Below are 20,264 nucleotides of genomic sequence, written 5' to 3' on the forward strand. Positions count from 1 at the left end.
TAAAAATATTTTAATAAACAAATATGATAAAATATAATTACTTAGGATTTTCATCTTTAAATAAGCACCTAAACATATTATGAAACTAATAATAAATAATAGTTTTCAGAAGAAAACGAATCTTTAAATGTAGGATATAAATGATTTTATGTAATTCATAGATTAAAAAAAGTGACTATGATTTGAGTTTAGGACAAAAAAAAAACCTCAATTCATAAGAATTGAGGTTTAGGATCTTGAATATTCAAGATTAAAGAAAGGCGGCGACCTACTCTCCCACATAAATGCAGTACCATCGGCGCGATTGGGCTTAACTTCTCTGTTCGAGATGGGAAGAGGTGAGCCCCAATGCTATAACCACCCTAAAATTTTCAGCTAAATAATTTTAACTGTATAAGTTAACATATGGTAAAATAATATCTAAATCGTCTAATAAATAAAGAGGTTCTGCTCCCGCCTTTCGGCGGGAAGCGTACATAAGTCTATGGGTTATTAGTATCACTTGGCTATGACATTACTGCCTTTACACCTATGACCTATCAACGTAGTAATCTCCTACGACCCTTTAAAGAAATCTCATCTTGTGGTGGGTTTCGCGCTTATATGCTTTCAGCGCTTATCCCTTCCCGACGTAGCTACCCTGCTATGCTTCTGGCGAAACAACAGGTACACTAGAGGTCAGTCCAACTCGGTCCTCTCGTACTAGAGTCAGATCCACGCAAATTTCTAACGCCCACAGCAGATAGAGACCGAACTGTCTCACGACGTTCTGAACCCAGCTCGCGTGCCACTTTAATGGGCGAACAGCCCAACCCTTGGGACCTTCTCCAGCCCCAGGATGTGACGAGCCGACATCGAGGTGCCAAACCCCCCCGTCGATATGAGCTCTTGGGGGAGATCAGCCTGTTATCCCCGGAGTACCTTTTATCCTTTGAGCGATGGCCCTTCCATGCGGAACCACCGGATCACTATGCTCTTGTTTCCAACCTGATCGACCTGTATGTCTCTCAGTCAAGCACCCTTATGCCATTGCACTCTACGTACGGTTACCAAGCGTACTGAGGGTACCTTTAGAAGCCTCCGTTACTCTTTTGGAGGCGACCACCCCAGTCAAACTACCCACCAAGCACTGTCCTCATCTCTGAGTTAGACTCTAGATAAGCAAAGGGTGGTATTTCAAGGACGACTCCACAACGCCTAGCGACGCCGCTTCAATGTCTCCCACCTATCCTACACATTACTTATCCAAAGCCAATACTAAGCTATAGTAAAGGTTCACGGGGTCTTTTCGTCCCGCTGCGGGTAATCGGCATCTTCACCGATACTACAATTTCACCGAGCTCATGGCTGAGACAGTGTCCAGATCGTTGCACCATTCGTGCAGGTCGGAACTTACCCGACAAGGAATTTCGCTACCTTAGGACCGTTATAGTTACGGCCGCCGTTTACTGGGGCTTCATTTCAGATCTTCGCCGAAGCTAAACCCTCCACTTAACCTTCCAGCACCGGGCAGGTGTCAGGCCTTATACATCATCTTTCAATTTAGCAAAGCCCTGTGTTTTTGATAAACAGTCGCCTGGACCTTTTCACTGCGGCCCATCCGAAGATGGGCGACCCTTCTCCCGAAGTTACGGGTCTATTTTGCCTAGTTCCTTAGCCATGAATCTCTCGAGCACCTTAGAATTCTCATCCCAACTACCTGTGTCGGTTTACGGTACGGGTTCTTATAATCTGAAGCTTAGAGGTTTTTCTTGGAAGCCCTTAGGCACACTATCCAATTGTCCGAAGACGCTTGGTACTATCACATTTCACCTAACTCTGCGGATTTACCTACAGTGCCAATAGCTACATGTTTCAACGAACTATTCCGTCAGTTCGCGGTGCTTTCATTACTCCGTCACCCCATCGCAATTATAAGAAGTACAGGAATATTAACCTGTTATCCATCGACTACTCCCTTCGGATTCGCCTTAGGACCCGACTAACCCTCAGCTGATTAGCATCGCTGAGGAAACCTTAGTCTTTCGGTGTGGGGGTTTCTCGCCCCCATTATCGTTACTTATGCCTACATTTTCTTTTGTAAACACTCCAGCATACCTCACAGTACACCTTCTACGCTGATTACAATGCTCCCCTACCACTAACGTGTCTTTCAACGTTAATCCATAGCTTCGGTAATATGTTTATGCCCGATTATTATCCATGCGAAATCGCTCGACTAGTGAGCTGTTACGCACTCTTTAAATGAATGGCTGCTTCCAAGCCAACATCCTAGCTGTCTAAGCAATTTCACCTCGTTTTTTCAACTTAACATATATTTGGGGACCTTAGCTGATGGTCTGGGTTCTTTCCCTCTCGGACATGGACCTTAGCACCCATGCCCTCACTGCTGAGAAACATTTTATAGCATTCGGAGTTTGTCAGGAATTGGTAGGCGGTGAAGCCCCCGCATCCAATCAGTAGCTCTACCTCTATAAAACTTTTACTCAACGCTGCACCTAAATGCATTTCGGGGAGTACGAGCTATTTCCGAGTTTGATTGGCCTTTCACCCCTACCCACAGGTCATCCAAAGACTTTTCAACGTCAACTGGTTCGGTCCTCCACTGTGTGTTACCACAGCTTCAACCTGCCCATGGGTAGATCACTCGGTTTCGCGTCTACTACTACTAACTAAAGCGCCCTATTCAGACTCGCTTTCGCTACGGCTCCTTGACTTAATCAATTAACCTTGCTAGAAACAGTAACTCGTAGGCTCATTATGCAAAAGGCACGCCGTCACATCATAAATGATGCTCCGACCGCTTGTAGGCGTACGGTTTCAGGTTCTATTTCACTCCCTTACTTAGGGTTCTTTTCACCTTTCCCTCACGGTACTAGTTCACTATCGGTCTCTCAGGAGTATTTAGCCTTACCGGATGGTCCCGGTGGATTCATACAGGATTACTCGTGTCCCGCACTACTCAGGGTACCACTATCTTAAATTCGCTTACTTTTACGGGACTATCACCCTCTATGGTCAGTCTTTCCAAACTGTTCTAATTCACTTATCTTCGAATATCGTGGCCCTACAACCCCTATTTTGCCGTAACAAAATAGGTTTGGGCTAATCCGCGTTCGCTCGCCACTACTAACGGAATCACTATTGTTTTCTCTTCCTCCGGTTACTTAGATGTTTCAGTTCACCGGGTTTACCCCTATTGCTAGGTGACATGTCTTCAACATGCCGGGTTGCCCCATTCGGATATCTACGGATCAAAAGGTATGTGCCCCTCCCCGTAGCTTTTCGCAGCTTATCACGTCCTTCGTCGTCTCTGAGAGCCTAGGCATCCGCCATACGCCCTTACTTAACTTATTGTACTTTTTGCTACAGTATGTTTCCATACTATAATGAACTCTTTTATATTTTTATAAAAAAATTATTTAATTAGAATATAAATATTCTAATTGTTCTCTATCTATTTGATTCTTACGATATCATTTTACCAATATGTCAATGAACTTGTGGTCTATTTACTTGAAATTGACCGTTGTGGAGAATATCGGAGTCGAACCGATGACCTCTTGCGTGCAAGGCAAGCGCTCTAGCCAGCTGAGCTAATCCCCCATTATGAAATTCAGAATAAATCCTAAATTATGAATGTAGAATCCTCTTACTTCCAGAATTTCCTTAGTACTTTAGCTTTTTGTAGTCCCGGGCAGACTCGAACTGCCGACCTCTACATTATCAGTGTAGCGCTCTAACCAGCTGAGCTACGAGACTATAATAGCTTAAAATACTTATATTATAAAATTAACAGCAAAGAGTAAAAATGACCTTTTTTTGTAACTCACCATCTTTCTCTAGAAAGGAGGTGTTCCAGCCGCACCTTCCGGTACGGCTACCTTGTTACGACTTAGCCCTAGTTACCAGTTTTACCCTAGGCGGCTCCTTGCGGTGACCGACTTCAGGCACTCCCAGCTTCCATGGCTTGACGGGCGGTGTGTACAAGGCCCGGGAACGTATTCACCGGATCATGGCTGATATCCGATTACTAGCGATTCCAGCTTCACGGAGTCGAGTTGCAGACTCCGATCCGAACTGTGATATGGTTTATAGATTCGCTCTCTGTTGCCAGATGGCTGCTCATTGTCCATACCATTGTAGCACGTGTGTGGCCCAGGACGTAAGGGCCGTGATGATTTGACGTCATCCCCACCTTCCTCACTACTTGCGTAGGCAGTCTCGTTAGAGTCCCCAACTTTACTTGATGGCAACTAACGACAGGGGTTGCGCTCGTTATAGGACTTAACCTGACACCTCACGGCACGAGCTGACGACAACCATGCAGCACCTTGTAATCTGTCCGAAGAAAACTCTATCTCTAAAGCTGTCAGACTACATTTAAGCCCTGGTAAGGTTCCTCGCGTATCATCGAATTAAACCACATGCTCCACCGCTTGTGCGGGCCCCCGTCAATTCCTTTGAGTTTCAGTCTTGCGACCGTACTCCCCAGGTGGGATACTTATCACTTTCGCTTAGTCACTGAGCTAATGCCCAACAACTAGTATCCATCGTTTACGGCGTGGACTACCAGGGTATCTAATCCTGTTCGCTCCCCACGCTTTCGTCCCTCAGCGTCAGTACATACGTAGTAGACTGCCTTCGCAATCGGTATTCTGTGTAATATCTATGCATTTCACCGCTACACTACACATTCTATCTACTTCCATATGACTCAAGTCAACCAGTATCAAAGGCAGTTCCATAGTTGAGCTATGGGATTTCACCTCTGACTTAATCGACCGCCTGCGGACCCTTTAAACCCAATGATTCCGGATAACGCTCGGACCCTCCGTATTACCGCGGCTGCTGGCACGGAGTTAGCCGGTCCTTATTCTTACAGTACCGTCAAGCTGGTATACATACCAGTGTTTCTTCCTGTATAAAAGAAGTTTACAACCCATAGGGCAGTCATCCTTCACGCGGCATGGCTGGGTCAGAGTTGCCTCCATTGCCCAATATTCCTCACTGCTGCCTCCCGTAGGAGTCTGGTCCGTGTCTCAGTACCAGTGTGGGGGATCTCCCTCTCAGGACCCCTACCTATCAAAGTCATGGTAAGCCGTTACCTTACCATCTAACTAATAGGACGCATAGCCATCTTTTACCAATAAATCTTTAATTAAAACTCGATGCCGAGTCTCAATACTATGAGGTATTAATCTTCATTTCTAAAGGCTATCCCTCAGTAAAAGGTAGGTTCTATACGCGTTACGCACCCGTGCGCCGGTCGTCATCTGTGCAAGCACAATGTTACCCCTCGACTTGCATGTGTTAAGCCTGCCGCTAGCGTTCATCCTGAGCCAGGATCAAACTCTTCATTGTATATTTTAAATATTTTAATGAATAAGTTTCAAAAGAATTTGTTTAAATAAATCTAAACATGGTTATTCTACTCTTTAATTACGCTGTCAATTTCAATATTTTCAATGAACTTTGCTTCAATCTTAAAAAGCAACTTAAAAGCTACTCCCTAAATAAAACTTTGTAGAAATGTTAGACTCGAACTAACTAACTCGTTTAAGAGTCATTCCAAATTTTCTTTGATCGTTTTCGCTGTAATTCTTAGCGGCTGCAAACATACAAACTATTTCTAATCTGACAATAAAAAATTAAACTTTTTTTTTAATTTCTTTTTGCTTGCTCTAAAACTAAAAAAACCTTGAACGTTTTTGCCGAAAATTTCGGACTGCAAACACACAACTCTTTTTAATTATAAACCTAAGGAAATTGTTATTTTATTTTTAATAAAATTTTGACATTTTATCTAATTAAAATACTAATAATCACCTTACTTACAACTCCTCAATGAACGTTGCTAACTGTGTGATATTACTGTTAGCGGGTGCAAACTTACAACTCATTTTTAATCTAACAACTATTTTTTTACCTTTATTTTAATTTAATTTTACAATAGGTTTTAAGACACTTGTTTTTAACTGTTTATGAAGGAAGTTTTTTTGAGGGTATTTTGAAGGTTTTAGGTTTTAGGGTGGTTTTGGAGGTGGATGCTTGTTTTTAACAAAGAAAACATAAGATCGTTGGAAGGTTATTTTAGTAAAAATAGACCTTTTTATTGTTTGAGATTTGTTGAAATGTGCGTTGCTCTATGAAATAGTGTGGTTGAAATGTGTTCAGTTAGTTAAGAATTACATCATTTCTGGCGCAATAATAGTTCTTGCCATGGTTCTTTTTGTAAAAAAAGTACTTGGGCTGACAACTCTGGAGATATTTGAAATAAAAATTTCTACAAAGTAATTCTTAAAATCGGAATAATATGAGCTTTTATATAAGTTAACATTTTACGGAAATATGCAATTATGGAAATATAAGTTCAAGATGAAATTGTTTAACGTCCTGCAATGACATTTCTATTGTAAGAAAGGAAATTAAAAACCACGCTTAGTGAAAGTGAAAAAAGCAGTTTCTTTATTAATGACAAAAGTTAAAACAGATTAAATAGATTCGCTATAAGTACAGAAGCCCGACCGCACTTTTTTGTGCGGGAACACCCGAAAAAAAATAGTATTTAATAAGTAGTCATATATATTGTGTGAAATATTGTTTTCTAATATCTTTGTATCCTCAAATATTATACATTAAATGATTAAAATAACTTTACCTGACGGAACTATTAAGGAGTTTGCTAAAAATAGCACTCCGATGGATGTTGCAAAAAGCATTAGTGAAGGGTTTGCTAGAAACGTAATATCTGCAAACTTTAACGACGTAACTGTTGAAACCTCTACCCCACTAACCACGGATGGTTCTTTAACTTTATATACATTTAATGATGATGGCGGAAAGAAAGCTTTTTGGCATTCTTCTGCGCACGTATTAGCAGAAGCTATTTTAAGTTTTTATCCGAATGCTAAATTGACTATTGGACCAGCTATTGAAAATGGTTTCTATTATGATATTGATTTAGGAGAAGATGTTATTTCTGATAAAGACTTCCCTTCTATTGAAAAGAAATTTTTAGAGATTGCTCGAGGAAAACATGAGTTTTCTTTACGTTCTGTTTCTAAGGCAGATGCTTTATCATTATATAAAGCAGAAAATAACGAATATAAAGTTGAGTTGATTGAAAACTTAACAGACGGAGAAATCACTTTTTGTGATCATAGTAACTTTACAGATTTATGTAGAGGAGGTCACATACCAAATACAGGAATTATAAAAGCGATTAAAATAATGAGCGTTGCTGGTGCTTATTGGCGCGGTGATGAAAAGAATAATCAGTTAACTCGTGTTTATGGAATTAGTTTTCCGAAACAAAAATTGCTAACTGAATATTTAGAGCTATTAGAAGAAGCTAAAAAACGTGACCATAGAAAATTAGGTAAAGAATTAGAGTTGTTTACTTTTTCTCAGAAAGTTGGTGCTGGTTTGCCTTTATGGTTACCAAAAGGCGCTGCTTTACGTAATCGTTTACAAGATTTCTTAAAGGTAGCACAAAAGAAAGCTGGTTATGAAGAAGTAATGACACCTCATATTGGTCAGAAAGAATTATATGTTACTTCTGGTCATTATGAAAAATATGGTGAAGACAGTTTTCAGACAATAAAAACCCCTAAAATGGATGAGGAGTTTTTGTTAAAACCGATGAACTGCCCACACCACTGTGAAGTTTATAATTTTAAGCCTTATTCTTATAAAGATTTACCAAAACGTTTTGCTGAATTTGGAACCGTTTATAGATACGAACAAAGTGGAGAGTTACATGGTTTAACGCGTGTTAGAGGTTTTACACAAGATGATGCGCATATTTTTTGTACACCAGAACAATTAGATCAAGAATTTAAAGATGTTATCGACTTAGTTTTATATGTTTTTGGTTCTTTAGGTTTTGAAAATTTTACAGCACAGGTTTCTATTAGAGATAAAAGCAACCCTGATAAATATATTGGAGATACTGAAACTTGGGAAATTGCCGAAAATGCAATTATAAGTGCTGCAACTGATAAAGGTTTAAATTTTGTGATTGAAGAAGGTGAAGCTGCCTTTTATGGTCCTAAATTAGACTTTATGGTGAAGGACGCTTTAGGCAGAAGTTGGCAACTTGGAACGATACAAGTTGACTATAATTTACCAAAACGTTTTGATTTAACCTATAAAGGAGCAGATAATCAACTACACAGACCGGTGATGATTCACAGAGCACCATTTGGTTCTATGGAGCGCTTTATTGCCGTATTGCTAGAGCACACGGGCGGTAACTTCCCACTTTGGTTAACTCCAGATCAGGTTATCTTATTGCCAATCAGTGATAAATATCAAAAATATTCAGAAAAAGTTTTAAAATCGTTAGAAAATTCCGAAATTCGCGCCCTGGTAGATAACCGAAGTGAGAAAACTGGTCGTAAGATTAGAGATGCAGAAGTAAGCAAAGTACCGTTTATGGTAATTGTTGGTGAAAAAGAAGAACAAGATGGCACAGTTTCTGTAAGAAGACACGGAGAAGGAGATCTTGGTACATTTACAATTGAAGAATTTATTTCTTTAATTAAAGCAGAAGAAAGTAAAACATTGAAGAAATTTTAATTAATTTTGAAATTCATCTAGAAAATAAAAAGGTTGGAAAACAACCATTAGTTAAATTTAAAATTTATAAGTCATAGCAATTCGTAGAAGCAGGTCAAGAAGACCGTTAAGAGTAATCAAAGAAGATCAACATAGAATTAATGAGAAAATAAGATATGTTGACGAAGTTCGTCTTGTGGGCGATAATATAGAAGTTGGTGTATATCCTTTAGATAAAGCTAAAGAGCTAGCCAGAGAGCAGGAATTAGATTTGGTTGAAATATCACCAAAAGCTAAACCACCTGTTTGTAAAATTATTGATTACAAGAAATTCTTGTATGAGCAAAAAAAACGTGAAAAGGTTTTAAAATCGAAAGCTACAAAAGTAACGATTAAAGAAATTCGTTTTGGACCTCAAACTGATGAGCATGATTATGAGTTTAAAAAGAAACATGCTCTTAAATTCTTACAAGAAGGTGCTAAGTTAAAAGCATTTGTATTCTTTAAAGGACGTTCTATTATATTTAAAGAACAAGGTCAAATTTTATTATTAAAATTAGCCCAAGAATTAGAGGAATATGGTAAAGTAGAACAGTTACCAAAATTAGAAGGTAAACGTATGATTATGTTTATAGCTCCTAAAAAACTAAAATAAAAAGAGTTTTTAAAGTTTAAAGCTTCTTATAGATTTTAAAGTTATGTATTATTTAACTTTAAAAAATTTATGGACTAATAACTTTAATACTAAAGATAATAAGCAAGTTAAAAACGAAGGAGAGATGCCTAAAATGAAAACCAAATCTAGCGCCAAAAAACGATTTAAAGTTACTGGTACTGGGAAAATCAAAAGAAAGCACGCGTTTAAAAGTCACATCTTAACAAAGAAGTCTAAAAAACGTAAGCTAGCCTTGACACATTCTGCATTAGTTCACAAAGCTGATGAATCGAATATCAAGCAACAATTAAACTTAAAGTAAATTTAAGTTTAAACAGGAAATTTAATTATTAACCATGTAATGTAGCAATTAAAAGTCATTTTTAATTAAAAGTACGTACGTAGCGTCGCTCTTTACAAAACACATTGAAATTATGCCAAGATCAGTAAATTCAGTAGCCTCAAGAAAAAGAAGAAAAAAAATCTTGAAGGCTGCAAAAGGTTACTTCGGACGTAGAAAAAACGTTTACACAGTAGCAAAAAATGCAGTTGAAAAAGGTATGCTTTATGCATACAGAGACCGTAAAAACAATAAGAGAAACTTCCGTTCTTTATGGATTGTGCGTATTAACGCAGCAGCTCGTTTACACGGAATGTCTTACTCTCAGTTTATGGGGAAAGTTAAAGCTAACCAAATCGAATTAAACCGTAAGGTTTTAGCTGATTTAGCTGTAAACAACCCAGACGCTTTTAAGGCAGTTGTAGAAAAAATAAAATAAATAATAATACTTGCTTATAATAAAAACCCAAACAATTACGTTTGGGTTTTTTTTATAAATTTACAGATGTTAAAAAATCAACCAATGAAATCATTATTAATTACCTTACTATTATTTACTGCTACTTTTTCTTTTTCACAAGAACCTACAGAAGAAACAAACTCGATAGAAAATCAATTTGATAAAATTTATAGAGTATCTACTACTTATCAGTCGTATAAAGTAATTAGTAAAGATAGTTACCAGAGCTTAAAGTCGAATGTTTTAGATTCTCTTAAATCTTCAAAAATGATTATATCAAAAAAAGATATATTATTAAATGCAGAAAAAGAGAATATTGAAAAAAACAAAATTCTTCTATCTAAAACACAATTAGATTTAGAAGCTGCTTTAATAAAAGAAAATTCTATTTCGGTTGCAGGTTTACAGCTAAGTAAGGTAACGTATAACCTTATACTTTGGAGTATTGTAATTATCTTACTTTTAGCACTATCTTATTTTATATTTAAATTCACTAGAAGTAACGTGCTAACAAGAGAAGCTAAAGATAATTTAGCTGAGATAGAAGAAGAGTTTGAGAAACACAGAAAAAACACCTTAGACAAGGAACAAAAACTTAGAAGACAATTGCAAGATGAAATAAATAAACAGAGAAATAGTTAATTTCACATGCAAAAAATTCATTAATTAAACATAAACTCTAAAATCAATGATAATTTTATATTAAGGCTCACAATTTACACCTTAATATTATCACTTTCGTAATATTTATGACTGAAATAAAAATACCCTCAATTATTTAGTCCATTAAATAGTATTTTGTTAACTTAGGATTTCTAAAAAAAACTAAACCAACTTAATTACTAAAATTTTATGAAAGCCCTTTTTTATACTAGAGAATATCCTCCTTATGTATATGGTGGCGCTGGTGTTCATGTAGAATATCTTGCTGCAGAATTAGCGAAGCTTATGTCTGTAGATGTTAGATGTTTTGGAGATCAGGATGACACTAACAATAACCCAACTGTAAAGGGTTTTCCCTATGAAAACCCTATTTTCGATAACTCAGACGATAAGCTTAAAGCCATCTTTAAAACTTTAAGTACGGGTCTTCATATGAATGCAGATCCCATAGATGCAGATGTTGTACACTGCCATACTTGGTACTCGCACTTTGCAGGGATTGTAGCTAAACTTTGCTACGGTATTCCTTTAGTAATAACTACACACTCTTTAGAACCATTAAGACCTTGGAAAAGGGAACAACTAGGTCGTGGTTACGATGCTTCTTCTTGGATAGAAAAAACAGCTATTGAAATGGCTGATGCCTTAATTGCTGTTTCTGAAGAAACAAAAGAAGATGTTTTAAAGCATTTTAATGTAGATGAATCTAAAATTAAGGTTATTTACAACGGTATTAACTTACAACAATACATTACAACTACTGAAACCTCAACTCTAGATGAATATGGTGTAGATAAAAACAAACCTTATGTACTTTTTGTTGGAAGAATAACAAGACAAAAAGGAATTATTCATTTGGTAAATGCCATAAAATACATTGACTCAGATACTCAAATAGTACTTTGTGCTGGTGCACCAGATACTCCTGAAATTGGTACGGAAATGATGGATGCTGTTAACGAGGTTAAAAAAACTCGTAAAAATGTAATCTGGATTGATAAGATGGTCTCCAAAGAAGAAATTATACAATTATATTCTCATGCGGATGTATTCTGCTGTCCATCTATTTACGAACCTTTTGGTATTATAAATATAGAAGCAATGGCTTGTAATACAGCTGTTGTAGCTAGTGCAGTTGGTGGTATCAAAGAAGTTGTTGTGCATGGAGAAACAGGTTTCCTAATCCCTGTAGAACAACAAGACGCAGCTCCATTTGAACCCATAAACCCAGATAAATTTGCTAGAGATTTAGCAGAAGGAGTTAATAAAGTTATTAGTGATCCTAAATTAAGGGAAACGATGGCTCAAAAAGGAAGAAAAAGAGTAGAAGAACATTTTGATTGGATATCAATCGCTAAGCAAGTAGAAGAATTATATAAATCACTAAAAAAATAACGCAATGATAAATGAAAAAGTATTAGGAATTATTTTAGGAGGTGGACAAGGCTCCAGGTTATACCCACTAACAAAGGATAGATCTAAACCTGCTGTACCAATTGCAGGTAAATATAGACTCGTAGATATCCCTATTTCTAATTGTATCAATTCTGATATTAAAAGAATGTATGTATTAACTCAATTTAATTCTGCTTCTTTAAATAGACATATAAAAAATACTTATCATTTTAGTTTCTTTAGTTCTGCTTTTGTAGATGTTTTGGCGGCCGAACAAACCATTAAAAGTGATAAATGGTTTCAAGGAACAGCTGATGCTGTAAGACAAAGTATGCAACATTTTTTAGCAAACGATTTTGAATACGCTTTAATTCTTTCTGGTGATCAATTATATCAGATGGATTTTAATGATATGATTAAAAAGCACGAAGATAGTGGCGCAGAAATATCTATCGCTACGTATCCTGTAGAAGCTAAAGATGCAACCTCATTTGGTTTACTAAAAACAAATGAAGAAAATATAATTACTTCATTTATAGAAAAACCCGCAGCAGAGTTATTACCTGATTGGACTTCTGATGTAGGTGATCAAATGAAAGCACAAGGAAGAGACTACTTAGCTTCTATGGGTATCTATATATTTAATAGAGATTTATTAATAGAGTTAATGAGTAATCCTGATACAAATGATTTTGGTAAGGAAATTATTCCTCAAGCAATTGATAAGCATAAAACATTTAGTTATCAATATGAAGGTTATTGGGAAGATATTGGTACTATAGAGTCTTTCTTTGAAGCAAATTTAGGTTTAACAGATGATGTACCTCAATTTAATTTATATGATGAAAAAGGAATTTATACAAGACCAAGAATATTACCTACTTCTAAGATTGCGGGTTCAATTTTAAATAAAGTAGTTATAGGAGACGGTTGTCTGATTCATGCAGAAAAAATAGAAAGATCTGTTATTGGTATTCGTTCGAGAATTGGAAAAAACTCTTTAATATCCAATACCTATATGATGGGTAACGATTCTTATGAAACTTTAGACGAAGTGTCAGAAAATAATATTGATATTATGATGGGAATTGGAGACAGATGTTACATACACAACTGTATTGTAGATAAAAACTGTAGAATTGGTGATGATGTTAGAATTAATGGAGGAAAGCACATAAAAGATGTAGAAACAGATACCTATATGGTTAAAGACGGTATTGTAGTTATTAAAAAAGATGCTATTATTCCTAAAGGAACAAACATAGGATAGCACATTTTTTTACTTTTTTATTATTTAAACTTAACAAAATTAATGCAAAATCAAAGTAGAATTGTAATAGAAAATATTGCTCCACAAATAAACCACGGAACAGTAAATATTAAACGTGTTGTAGATGAAATTGTAAATGTAACTGCAGATGTTTTAGTTGATGGTCATGATGTACTTCAGGCTAATTTATTATTCAAACATGAAAAAGATAATGAATGGTCAGAAATTAGAATGACACCAACATCTAATGACGAGTATTTAGCAAGCTTTCAAACATCAAAACAAGGTTATTATTCATATAAAATTGAAGGTTGGGTAGATTATGCCTTAAACTGGCAACATGGTTTAGGTAGAAAAATTGATGATTCTCAACATGTAAGTTCAGAGCTTTTAGAAGGAGCAGAACTTTTAGCTCCAATGCTAGAAAAGGTTTCTTCTGAGGATAAAAATTACTTACTGCACCTTATATTCATCTTTAAAAATAATGAAACCTATTCCGAAGCTGTAAAAGAAGCTGTCTCTAAAAGATTAACATCTATTTTTAAAAAACATCCAGAGAAAATTTTAATAGAAACTTCTACTGAATACAAAGTGTATGTAGATAGACTAAAAGCAAGATTTAGTACTTGGTATGAATTTTTCCCACGTTCTGCTTCTGAGCAAGAAGGAAGACATGGAACTTTTAATGATTGTCACAGATTATTACCCAGAGTTGCTAAGATGGGTTTTGATACTTTATACTTCCCTCCTGTTCACCCAATTGGTGAAGTAAATAGAAAAGGTAAAAACAATACTACTGTAGCACAAGATGGAGATGTTGGTTCTACTTGGGGAATTGGATCTAAATATGGTGGTCATAAAGACTTACATCCAGAATTAGGTTCTTTAGAAGATTTTAAAAACTTAATTACCAAAGCCAAAGAATTAGGTATTGAAGTTGCTATGGATTACGCTTTGCAAGCAGCACCAGATCATCCTTGGGTAAAAGAGCATCCAGATTGGTTTAAATGGAGACCAGACGGAACTGTACAGTATGCCGAAAATCCACCTAAAAAATACCAAGATATTCTTCCAATTTACTGGGAAAGTAAAGACTTTAAAAATCTTTGGAAAGAATGTTTAGACACATTATTATATTGGATTGATTGTGGTATTAACGTTTTTAGAGTTGATAACCCACATACAAAACCATACTTTTTTTGGGGTTGGATTATTGCTGAAGTAAAAAAACAGCATCCAGATGTATTATTTTTAGCAGAGGCATTTACACGTCCAAAAATAATGCAGCAACTAGCAAAACAAGGTTATACACAATCCTATACTTATTTTACTTGGAGAGATTCTAAACACGAGTTAATCGAGTATATGAGTGAATTAACTAAAACGGAACAGAAAGAATATATGAGACCTAATTTCTGGCCAAATACACCAGATATTAATCCGTTTCATCTACAAGGAGCTCCAGAAAGTAAATACTTACAACGTTATGCTTTAGCTGCGACTTTAAGTTCAAATATTGGAATTTACGGACCTGTTTTTGAACAAATGATAAGTGATCCTATTCCTGGTAAGGAAGAGTATTATATGTCAGAAAAATTTCAACTTTGCAATTATGACTGGTTTAAAGAAAATAAAGTAACTACTTTAATATCTAAAATCAATCACATTAGAAAAGAGCATGAATCTTATCAACAAACAAATAATATTCAATTTTTAGAAACTGGTAATGATCAAATTATAGCTTTTTATAAATGGGACGATGATAGAACTAATGAAACCATAACAGTTATAAGTTTAGATGCTTATAACTCACAATCTGGTTCTATTCAATTACCATTACAAGCCTTAAAAATAAATCATGGTCAGAAAATTGAGGTAGAAGATTTGGTAACTAGAAATTGTTACAATTGGTATAACGAGTGGAATTATGTAGAATTACATGCAACCCTTCCGTTTCATATCTTTAAAATCAATAAATAACAAAAAGTACCTTTTTAAAAAGGTACTTTTTTGAACTTATAAAACTATGGCACAAACAAAAGTACACAGTCTTTTTACAGAATTTGATATTAGCCTTTTTCAAGCAGGTAAGCATTATCGATTATACGAAAAATTTGGATCGCACATTGTTACTGTAGATGGTGTAGAAGGAACCTATTTTGCCGTTTGGGCTCCAAGCGCAAAATCGGTCGCAGTAATTGGAGATTTTAATTTTTGGTTAGAAGGAGAGCATCACTTAAATGTACGTTGGGACGGAAGCGGTATCTGGGAAGGTTTTATTCCTAATATTGGTAAAGGAACAATTTATAAATATAAAATTAGAAGTACTAATAACGATATAACAACAGAAAAAGCAGATCCTTTTGCAAGGAGATGTGAGCACCCACCAAAAACAGCTTCTGAAGTTTGGGAAGATGACTACGCTTGGAATGATAAAAAATGGATGAAAAATAGAAAGAAAAATAATGCATTAGATGCTCCTTTTTCTGTTTATGAAGTTCATTTAGGTTCTTGGAAAAAGCAAATTGAAGAAGGGCGCTTTTTAAGTTATAATGAATTAGCAGAAGAATTGGTTAATTATGTTGCAGAAATGAATTTTACCCATGTAGAATTTATGCCAATTATGGAATTTCCGTATGACCCAAGTTGGGGATATCAATTAACCGGTTATTTTGCACCAACTTCTCGTTTTGGTTATCCAGACGAATTTAAATATTTAGTAGATAAATTTCACGAAAAAGGAATTGGAGTCTTATTAGATTGGGTTCCTTCTCACTTTCCATCAGATGACCACGGATTAGGTTTCTTTGATGGCTCTCACTTATATGAACACCCAGATAGAAGAAAAGGATATCACCAAGATTGGAAAAGTTTAATTTTTAACTACGGAAGAAACGAAATAAAATCATTTCTAATTAGTAATGCTATTTTCTGGCTAGACCAATACCATGCAGATGGATTAAGAGTAGATGCAGTTGCCTCTATGTTATTCTTAGATTACTCTAGAGAAGAAGGAGAATGGGAACCAAATGAATTTGGTGGAAGAGAAAATTTAGATGCCATTAATTTTATTAAAGAGATGAATGCAGCTGTCTATGAATCTTTTCCAGATGTACAAACTATTGCAGAAGAATCTACATCATTCCCAAAAGTATCTAAACCCATTTATGATGGAGGTTTAGGTTTTGGAATGAAATGGATGATGGGTTGGATGCATGATACGCTAGATTATTTTGCAAAAGAACCTATATACAGAAAGCATCATCAAAACGAATTAACATTCAGTTTAAATTATGCATTTACAGAAAACTTTATGTTACCTCTTTCTCATGATGAAGTAGTATATGGTAAAAAATCTTTAGTAGATAAAATGCCTGGTGATGAATGGCAAAAGTTCGCAAACTTAAGAATGTTATATAGTTTGATGTACACACACCCAGGAACAAAATTATTATTTCAAGGTGCAGAATTTGGACAAACAAGCGAATGGAATTTTAACGGAAGTTTAGATTGGCATTTATTAGAATACGGTGTACATAAAGGTGCACAAAATTTAGTAAAAGACTTAAATAAACTATACAAAAAAGAACCCGCTTTACATGAAAAACAATTTTCTCATGAAGGTTTTGAATGGATAGACCATGGAGATCATGAAAATTCTGTTATGTCTTATATTAGAAAAGGAGAAAATGAAAAAGATAATATAATTGTTATCTTAAACTTAACTCCTGTTCCAAGAGAAAACTATAGAATAGGTTTACCAAAATCGGGTACCTTAAAACCTATTTTTAATAGTGATGACAACAAGTATAATGGTACTGGAAACTATGCAAACAAAAAGTTAGCTTCCGAAGAAAAGGAGTGGAATAACAGAGAAAATTCTATAGAATTAAATTTACCTCCGTTAGGAATGATTGCTTACAAGTACAAATAAATTTAAAATGTAAATCCTCTTTTTTTATCATTCTATTATTCTGACAAAAAAAGAGGAATATTTTTTTTAACTTCACAATAAGAAAACCTCATTTTTAAGACATTAAGAAAAATACCGTCAATTTAAAAAAGAAAATGTAATCTATTTATATTTAAATAAATAAGCAATATTTTTACATCTTAATTAAACCAATCCATTATCGTAGATAAAAAAGTATTCCATAATACTCTTTTACAAATAATTACGATTTTTATAAGTACAACAAACAACCAAAATTATGATTGTTAATACAGAGTTAGAACAAAAGGGAAACTTATTTCCTTCAGAAATAGTGAGCTACAAGAAAGATGTAGACACATTATACTTTACTACAAAGAACAATGTAATTTTACAACTTACTGTAGTAAGAGACAGTGTAATAAGATTTAGATACTCTACAACAGGTAAATTTGAAAACGATTTTTCTTACGGAGTTACCATTCACGCATCTAGAGGGTATTACTTTTTAGACGTAACAGAAGATGAAACTCACTATGTTGTTACAACTTCCAAATTAATCTGTAAAATAGAAAAAAGTAGTTTACAAGTTAAACTTTTTGATGCTGTAGACTTAAAGTTAATAAACGAAGATGAAATTGGATTTCACTGGGAAGAAAGTTATGAATATGGTGGAGACATCGTAAAAATGAGTAAAGCTTGCCAAAGAGCAGAAAGTTTTTATGGTTTAGGAGATAAACCTGTAGACGTTAACTTAAAAGGTAAACGTTTTGAAAACTACGCTACAGATTCATATGCATTTGGTAAAGATACAGACCCTATATATAAAGCAATTCCTTTTTATACGGCTATACAAGGTGATAAGTCGTATGGAATTTTCTTTGACAATACTTTTAAATCACATTTCGATTTTGCACATGAAAGAAGAAATGTAGCAAGTTTTTGGGCACAAGGTGGTGAAATGAATTATTATTTTATCTACGGACCTAAAATGGAAGATGTAGTTAAAAATTATACAGATTTAACCGGTAAACCTCACGCTTTACCTCCATTATGGGCTTTAGGATTTCATCAATGTAAATGGAGTTATTTTCCTGAAAGCAACGTAAAAGAAGTTACAAAAACTTTTAGAGATTTAAAAATACCTTGTGATGCTATTTATTTAGACATCGATTATATGGATGGTTTCCGTTGTTTTACTTGGGATAAAAACCATTTTCCTGATCCTAAAAGAATGGTTAGAGAATTGGAAGAAGACGGTTTTAAAACCGTAGTTATTATAGATCCGGGAATTAAAATAGATTTAGAATACGATGTTTTTAAAGAGGCATTAGATAAAGATTATTTCTGTAAACGTGCCGATGGTCCTTATATGAAAGGTAAAGTTTGGCCTGGTGAATGTTATTTTCCAGATTATACAAAACCAGAAGTAAGAGAATGGTGGTCTGGTTTATTTAAAGAACTAATTGAAGATTTTGGAGTAAAAGGTGTTTGGAATGATATGAACGAGCCAGCAGTAATGGACGTTCCTAACAAGTCTTTCCCAGATGATGTTCGTCATGATTATGATGGAAATCCTTGTTCTCATAGAAAAGCACATAATATTTATGGAACTCAAATGGCACGTGCAACATACCATGGTTTAAAAAAATATGCATATCCAAAAAGACCATTTGTAATTACAAGATCTGCTTATTCTGGTGCGCAAAGATATACTTCTACTTGGATGGGAGATAATGTTGCTACTTGGGAACACTTAGCAATTGCTAATAACCAAGCACAAAGAATGGCTATGTCTGGTTTCTCATTTGCAGGTTCGGATATTGGTGGATTTGCAGAACAACCACAAGGTGAACTATTTGCTCGTTGGGTGCAATTAGGTGTTTTTCATGCTTTTTGTAGAGTACATTCTTCTGGAGATCATGGAGATCAAGAACCTTGGGTATTCGGAGATGAAGTTACAAACATTGTAAGAAAGTTTGTGGAACTTAGATATCAATTATTACCATATCTATATACTTGTTTCTGGAATTATATTAACGACGGAACACCAATTTTAAAATCTTTAGTTTTATACGATCAAGAAGATACTGCTACACATCATAGAAGTGATGAGTTTGTGTATGGTGAACAAATTTTAGTTTGCCCAATACAAGAACCAAATGCTAGAGGAAGAAGAATGTATATTCCTAGAGGTAAATGGTATAATTTCTGGACAAATGAGCTTGTAGTTGGTGGAAAAGAAATGTGGGTAGATGCAGACATAGATAGCATGCCAATATTTATTAAAGAAGGTGCAGTAATACCAAAATATCCAGTACAACAATATGTTGATGAAAAAGAATTTGATGAAATTACTCTAGATCTTTATTATAAAGAAGGAAAAGAATCTTCACAATTATATGATGATGCCCATGATGGATATGATTATAAAAAAGGTAGATTTAGTTTACGTACTTTTAAAGTAACAGGAAAAAAAGAAGAATTAATTATACAACAACATAAACGTGGTGACTTTAACGCAGGTTACAGCAAGTTTAATATTGTGTTCCATAATTTACCTTTTACTATTACTTCTATTCAAATAGATAATGTTGAAACTTCTATAGATAGAGTTATTTCTGGAAACACTCAATCTATACTTCTAGATAAAGGTTTTTCTGAATTACATCTAATAGGAAAATAAGTTTTTTCTCACCGTTTTCAGTGAACAGACTCACCAAAAACAGTGAGATAAAATACCCCATAAATGGGTATTGCAGTGGTTAGATTTCTACTGTATATTTGTATCATAAGGAATCTTTTCCCCAAGCAAGATATAATTTGCTTAAGGTTCTTAAATATTTAAATTACACAAAAGCGATTAATAGTTATCTAAACTATAATCGCTTTTTTTTGTTATAATATTACACAGATTTTAATTTACACAAATACATAACCCTTTCAAACGAATATGTTAAACAACTAAATAAATATTGTATTTTATAA

Annotated in this window: 10 protein-coding genes, 2 tRNA genes and 3 rRNA genes; 10 read left to right on the plus strand and 5 right to left on the minus strand. The window is 34.8% G+C overall.

The features are described 5' to 3' along the window. Positions 1–255: 255 nt before the first annotated feature. From rrf to H0I27_RS15125, 5 genes are all read right to left on the minus strand, one after another. Positions 256–365, minus strand: a 5S ribosomal RNA gene (gene rrf, locus H0I27_RS15105). A 107-nt stretch (positions 366–472) separates the two neighbouring features. Continuing rightward, positions 473–3,357, minus strand: a 23S ribosomal RNA gene (locus H0I27_RS15110). Positions 3,358–3,532: 175 nt separating this feature from the next. Next, positions 3,533–3,606: transfer RNA gene (locus tag H0I27_RS15115), tRNA-Ala, on the minus strand. 82 nt (positions 3,607–3,688) lie between these two features. Next, positions 3,689–3,762 (minus strand) — tRNA-Ile (locus H0I27_RS15120). An 84-nt stretch (positions 3,763–3,846) separates the two neighbouring features. Next, a 16S ribosomal RNA gene (locus H0I27_RS15125) occupies positions 3,847–5,364 on the minus strand. Together the 16S, 23S and 5S rRNA genes with 2 tRNA genes alongside form the textbook arrangement of a ribosomal RNA operon. 1,278 nt (positions 5,365–6,642) lie before the next feature. Here H0I27_RS15125 and thrS point away from each other — a divergent pair. The 10 genes from thrS to H0I27_RS15175 all read left to right on the plus strand — a co-directional run bounded on the left by thrS (position 6,643) and on the right by H0I27_RS15175 (position 19,962). Further along, positions 6,643–8,583 carry a threonine--tRNA ligase gene (gene thrS, locus H0I27_RS15130; protein WP_218731447.1) on the plus strand — a complete coding sequence of 647 codons (1,941 nt, stop codon included), beginning with the start codon at positions 6,643–6,645 and terminating at the stop codon, positions 8,581–8,583. A 136-nt stretch (positions 8,584–8,719) separates the two neighbouring features. After that, positions 8,720–9,217, plus strand: a complete 498-nt coding sequence (gene infC / locus H0I27_RS15135; protein WP_203394938.1) for a translation initiation factor IF-3 — start codon at positions 8,720–8,722, stop codon at positions 9,215–9,217. A 124-nt stretch (positions 9,218–9,341) separates the two neighbouring features. Then, the gene (gene rpmI / locus H0I27_RS15140; protein ID WP_165733707.1) at positions 9,342–9,539 is read left to right on the plus strand and encodes a 50S ribosomal protein L35; all 198 of its coding nucleotides are present in this window, start codon (positions 9,342–9,344) and stop codon (positions 9,537–9,539) included. Positions 9,540–9,651: 112 nt separating this feature from the next. Continuing rightward, a complete protein-coding gene (gene rplT, locus H0I27_RS15145; RefSeq protein ID WP_068450935.1) occupies positions 9,652–9,996 on the plus strand; it encodes a 50S ribosomal protein L20 in 345 nt (114 codons plus the stop codon). Between the two features lie 84 nt (positions 9,997–10,080). Beyond that, the gene (locus tag H0I27_RS15150; protein WP_218731448.1) at positions 10,081–10,659 is read left to right on the plus strand and encodes a hypothetical protein; all 579 of its coding nucleotides are present in this window, start codon (positions 10,081–10,083) and stop codon (positions 10,657–10,659) included. Between the two features lie 210 nt (positions 10,660–10,869). Then, positions 10,870–12,075, plus strand: coding sequence for a glycogen synthase (gene glgA / locus H0I27_RS15155; RefSeq protein ID WP_218731450.1), 1,206 nt, complete (start codon positions 10,870–10,872; stop codon positions 12,073–12,075). 4 nt (positions 12,076–12,079) lie between these two features. Continuing rightward, positions 12,080–13,345, plus strand: a complete 1,266-nt coding sequence (locus tag H0I27_RS15160; protein ID WP_218731451.1) for a glucose-1-phosphate adenylyltransferase — start codon at positions 12,080–12,082, stop codon at positions 13,343–13,345. Between the two features lie 42 nt (positions 13,346–13,387). Beyond that, positions 13,388–15,325, plus strand: coding sequence for an alpha-1,4-glucan--maltose-1-phosphate maltosyltransferase (locus H0I27_RS15165; protein WP_218731453.1), 1,938 nt, complete (start codon positions 13,388–13,390; stop codon positions 15,323–15,325). A gap of 46 nt (positions 15,326–15,371) precedes the next feature. Then, entirely contained in the window at positions 15,372–17,279 is a 1,908-nt protein-coding gene (glgB, locus tag H0I27_RS15170; RefSeq protein WP_218731454.1) for a 1,4-alpha-glucan branching protein GlgB, read from the plus strand. A gap of 277 nt (positions 17,280–17,556) precedes the next feature. Then, positions 17,557–19,962: a glycoside hydrolase family 31 protein gene (locus H0I27_RS15175; protein WP_218731456.1), complete on the plus strand. Its 2,406-nt coding sequence runs from the start codon at positions 17,557–17,559 to the stop codon at positions 19,960–19,962. The last annotated feature ends 302 nt before the right edge of the window (positions 19,963–20,264 follow it).

It is taken from the genome of Polaribacter sp. HaHaR_3_91 (assembly GCF_019278525.1).
GTDB lineage: Bacteria > Bacteroidota > Bacteroidia > Flavobacteriales > Flavobacteriaceae > Polaribacter.

Excerpts from the sequence above, each read along its gene's own strand:
- H0I27_RS15160 (WP_218731451.1), top strand. The coding sequence starts at position 12,080 with ATGATAAATGAAAAAGTATTAGGAATTATTTTAGGAGGTGGACAAGGC.
- glgA (WP_218731450.1), top strand. The coding sequence starts at position 10,870 with ATGAAAGCCCTTTTTTATACTAGAGAATATCCTCCTTATGTATATGGT.
- H0I27_RS15175 (WP_218731456.1), top strand. The coding sequence starts at position 17,557 with ATGATTGTTAATACAGAGTTAGAACAAAAGGGAAACTTATTTCCTTCA.
- glgB (WP_218731454.1), top strand. The coding sequence starts at position 15,372 with ATGGCACAAACAAAAGTACACAGTCTTTTTACAGAATTTGATATTAGC.
- thrS (WP_218731447.1), top strand. The coding sequence starts at position 6,643 with ATGATTAAAATAACTTTACCTGACGGAACTATTAAGGAGTTTGCTAAA.
- H0I27_RS15150 (WP_218731448.1), top strand. The coding sequence starts at position 10,081 with ATGAAATCATTATTAATTACCTTACTATTATTTACTGCTACTTTTTCT.
- rpmI (WP_165733707.1), top strand. The coding sequence starts at position 9,342 with ATGCCTAAAATGAAAACCAAATCTAGCGCCAAAAAACGATTTAAAGTT.
- H0I27_RS15165 (WP_218731453.1), top strand. The coding sequence starts at position 13,388 with ATGCAAAATCAAAGTAGAATTGTAATAGAAAATATTGCTCCACAAATA.
- rplT (WP_068450935.1), top strand. The coding sequence starts at position 9,652 with ATGCCAAGATCAGTAAATTCAGTAGCCTCAAGAAAAAGAAGAAAAAAA.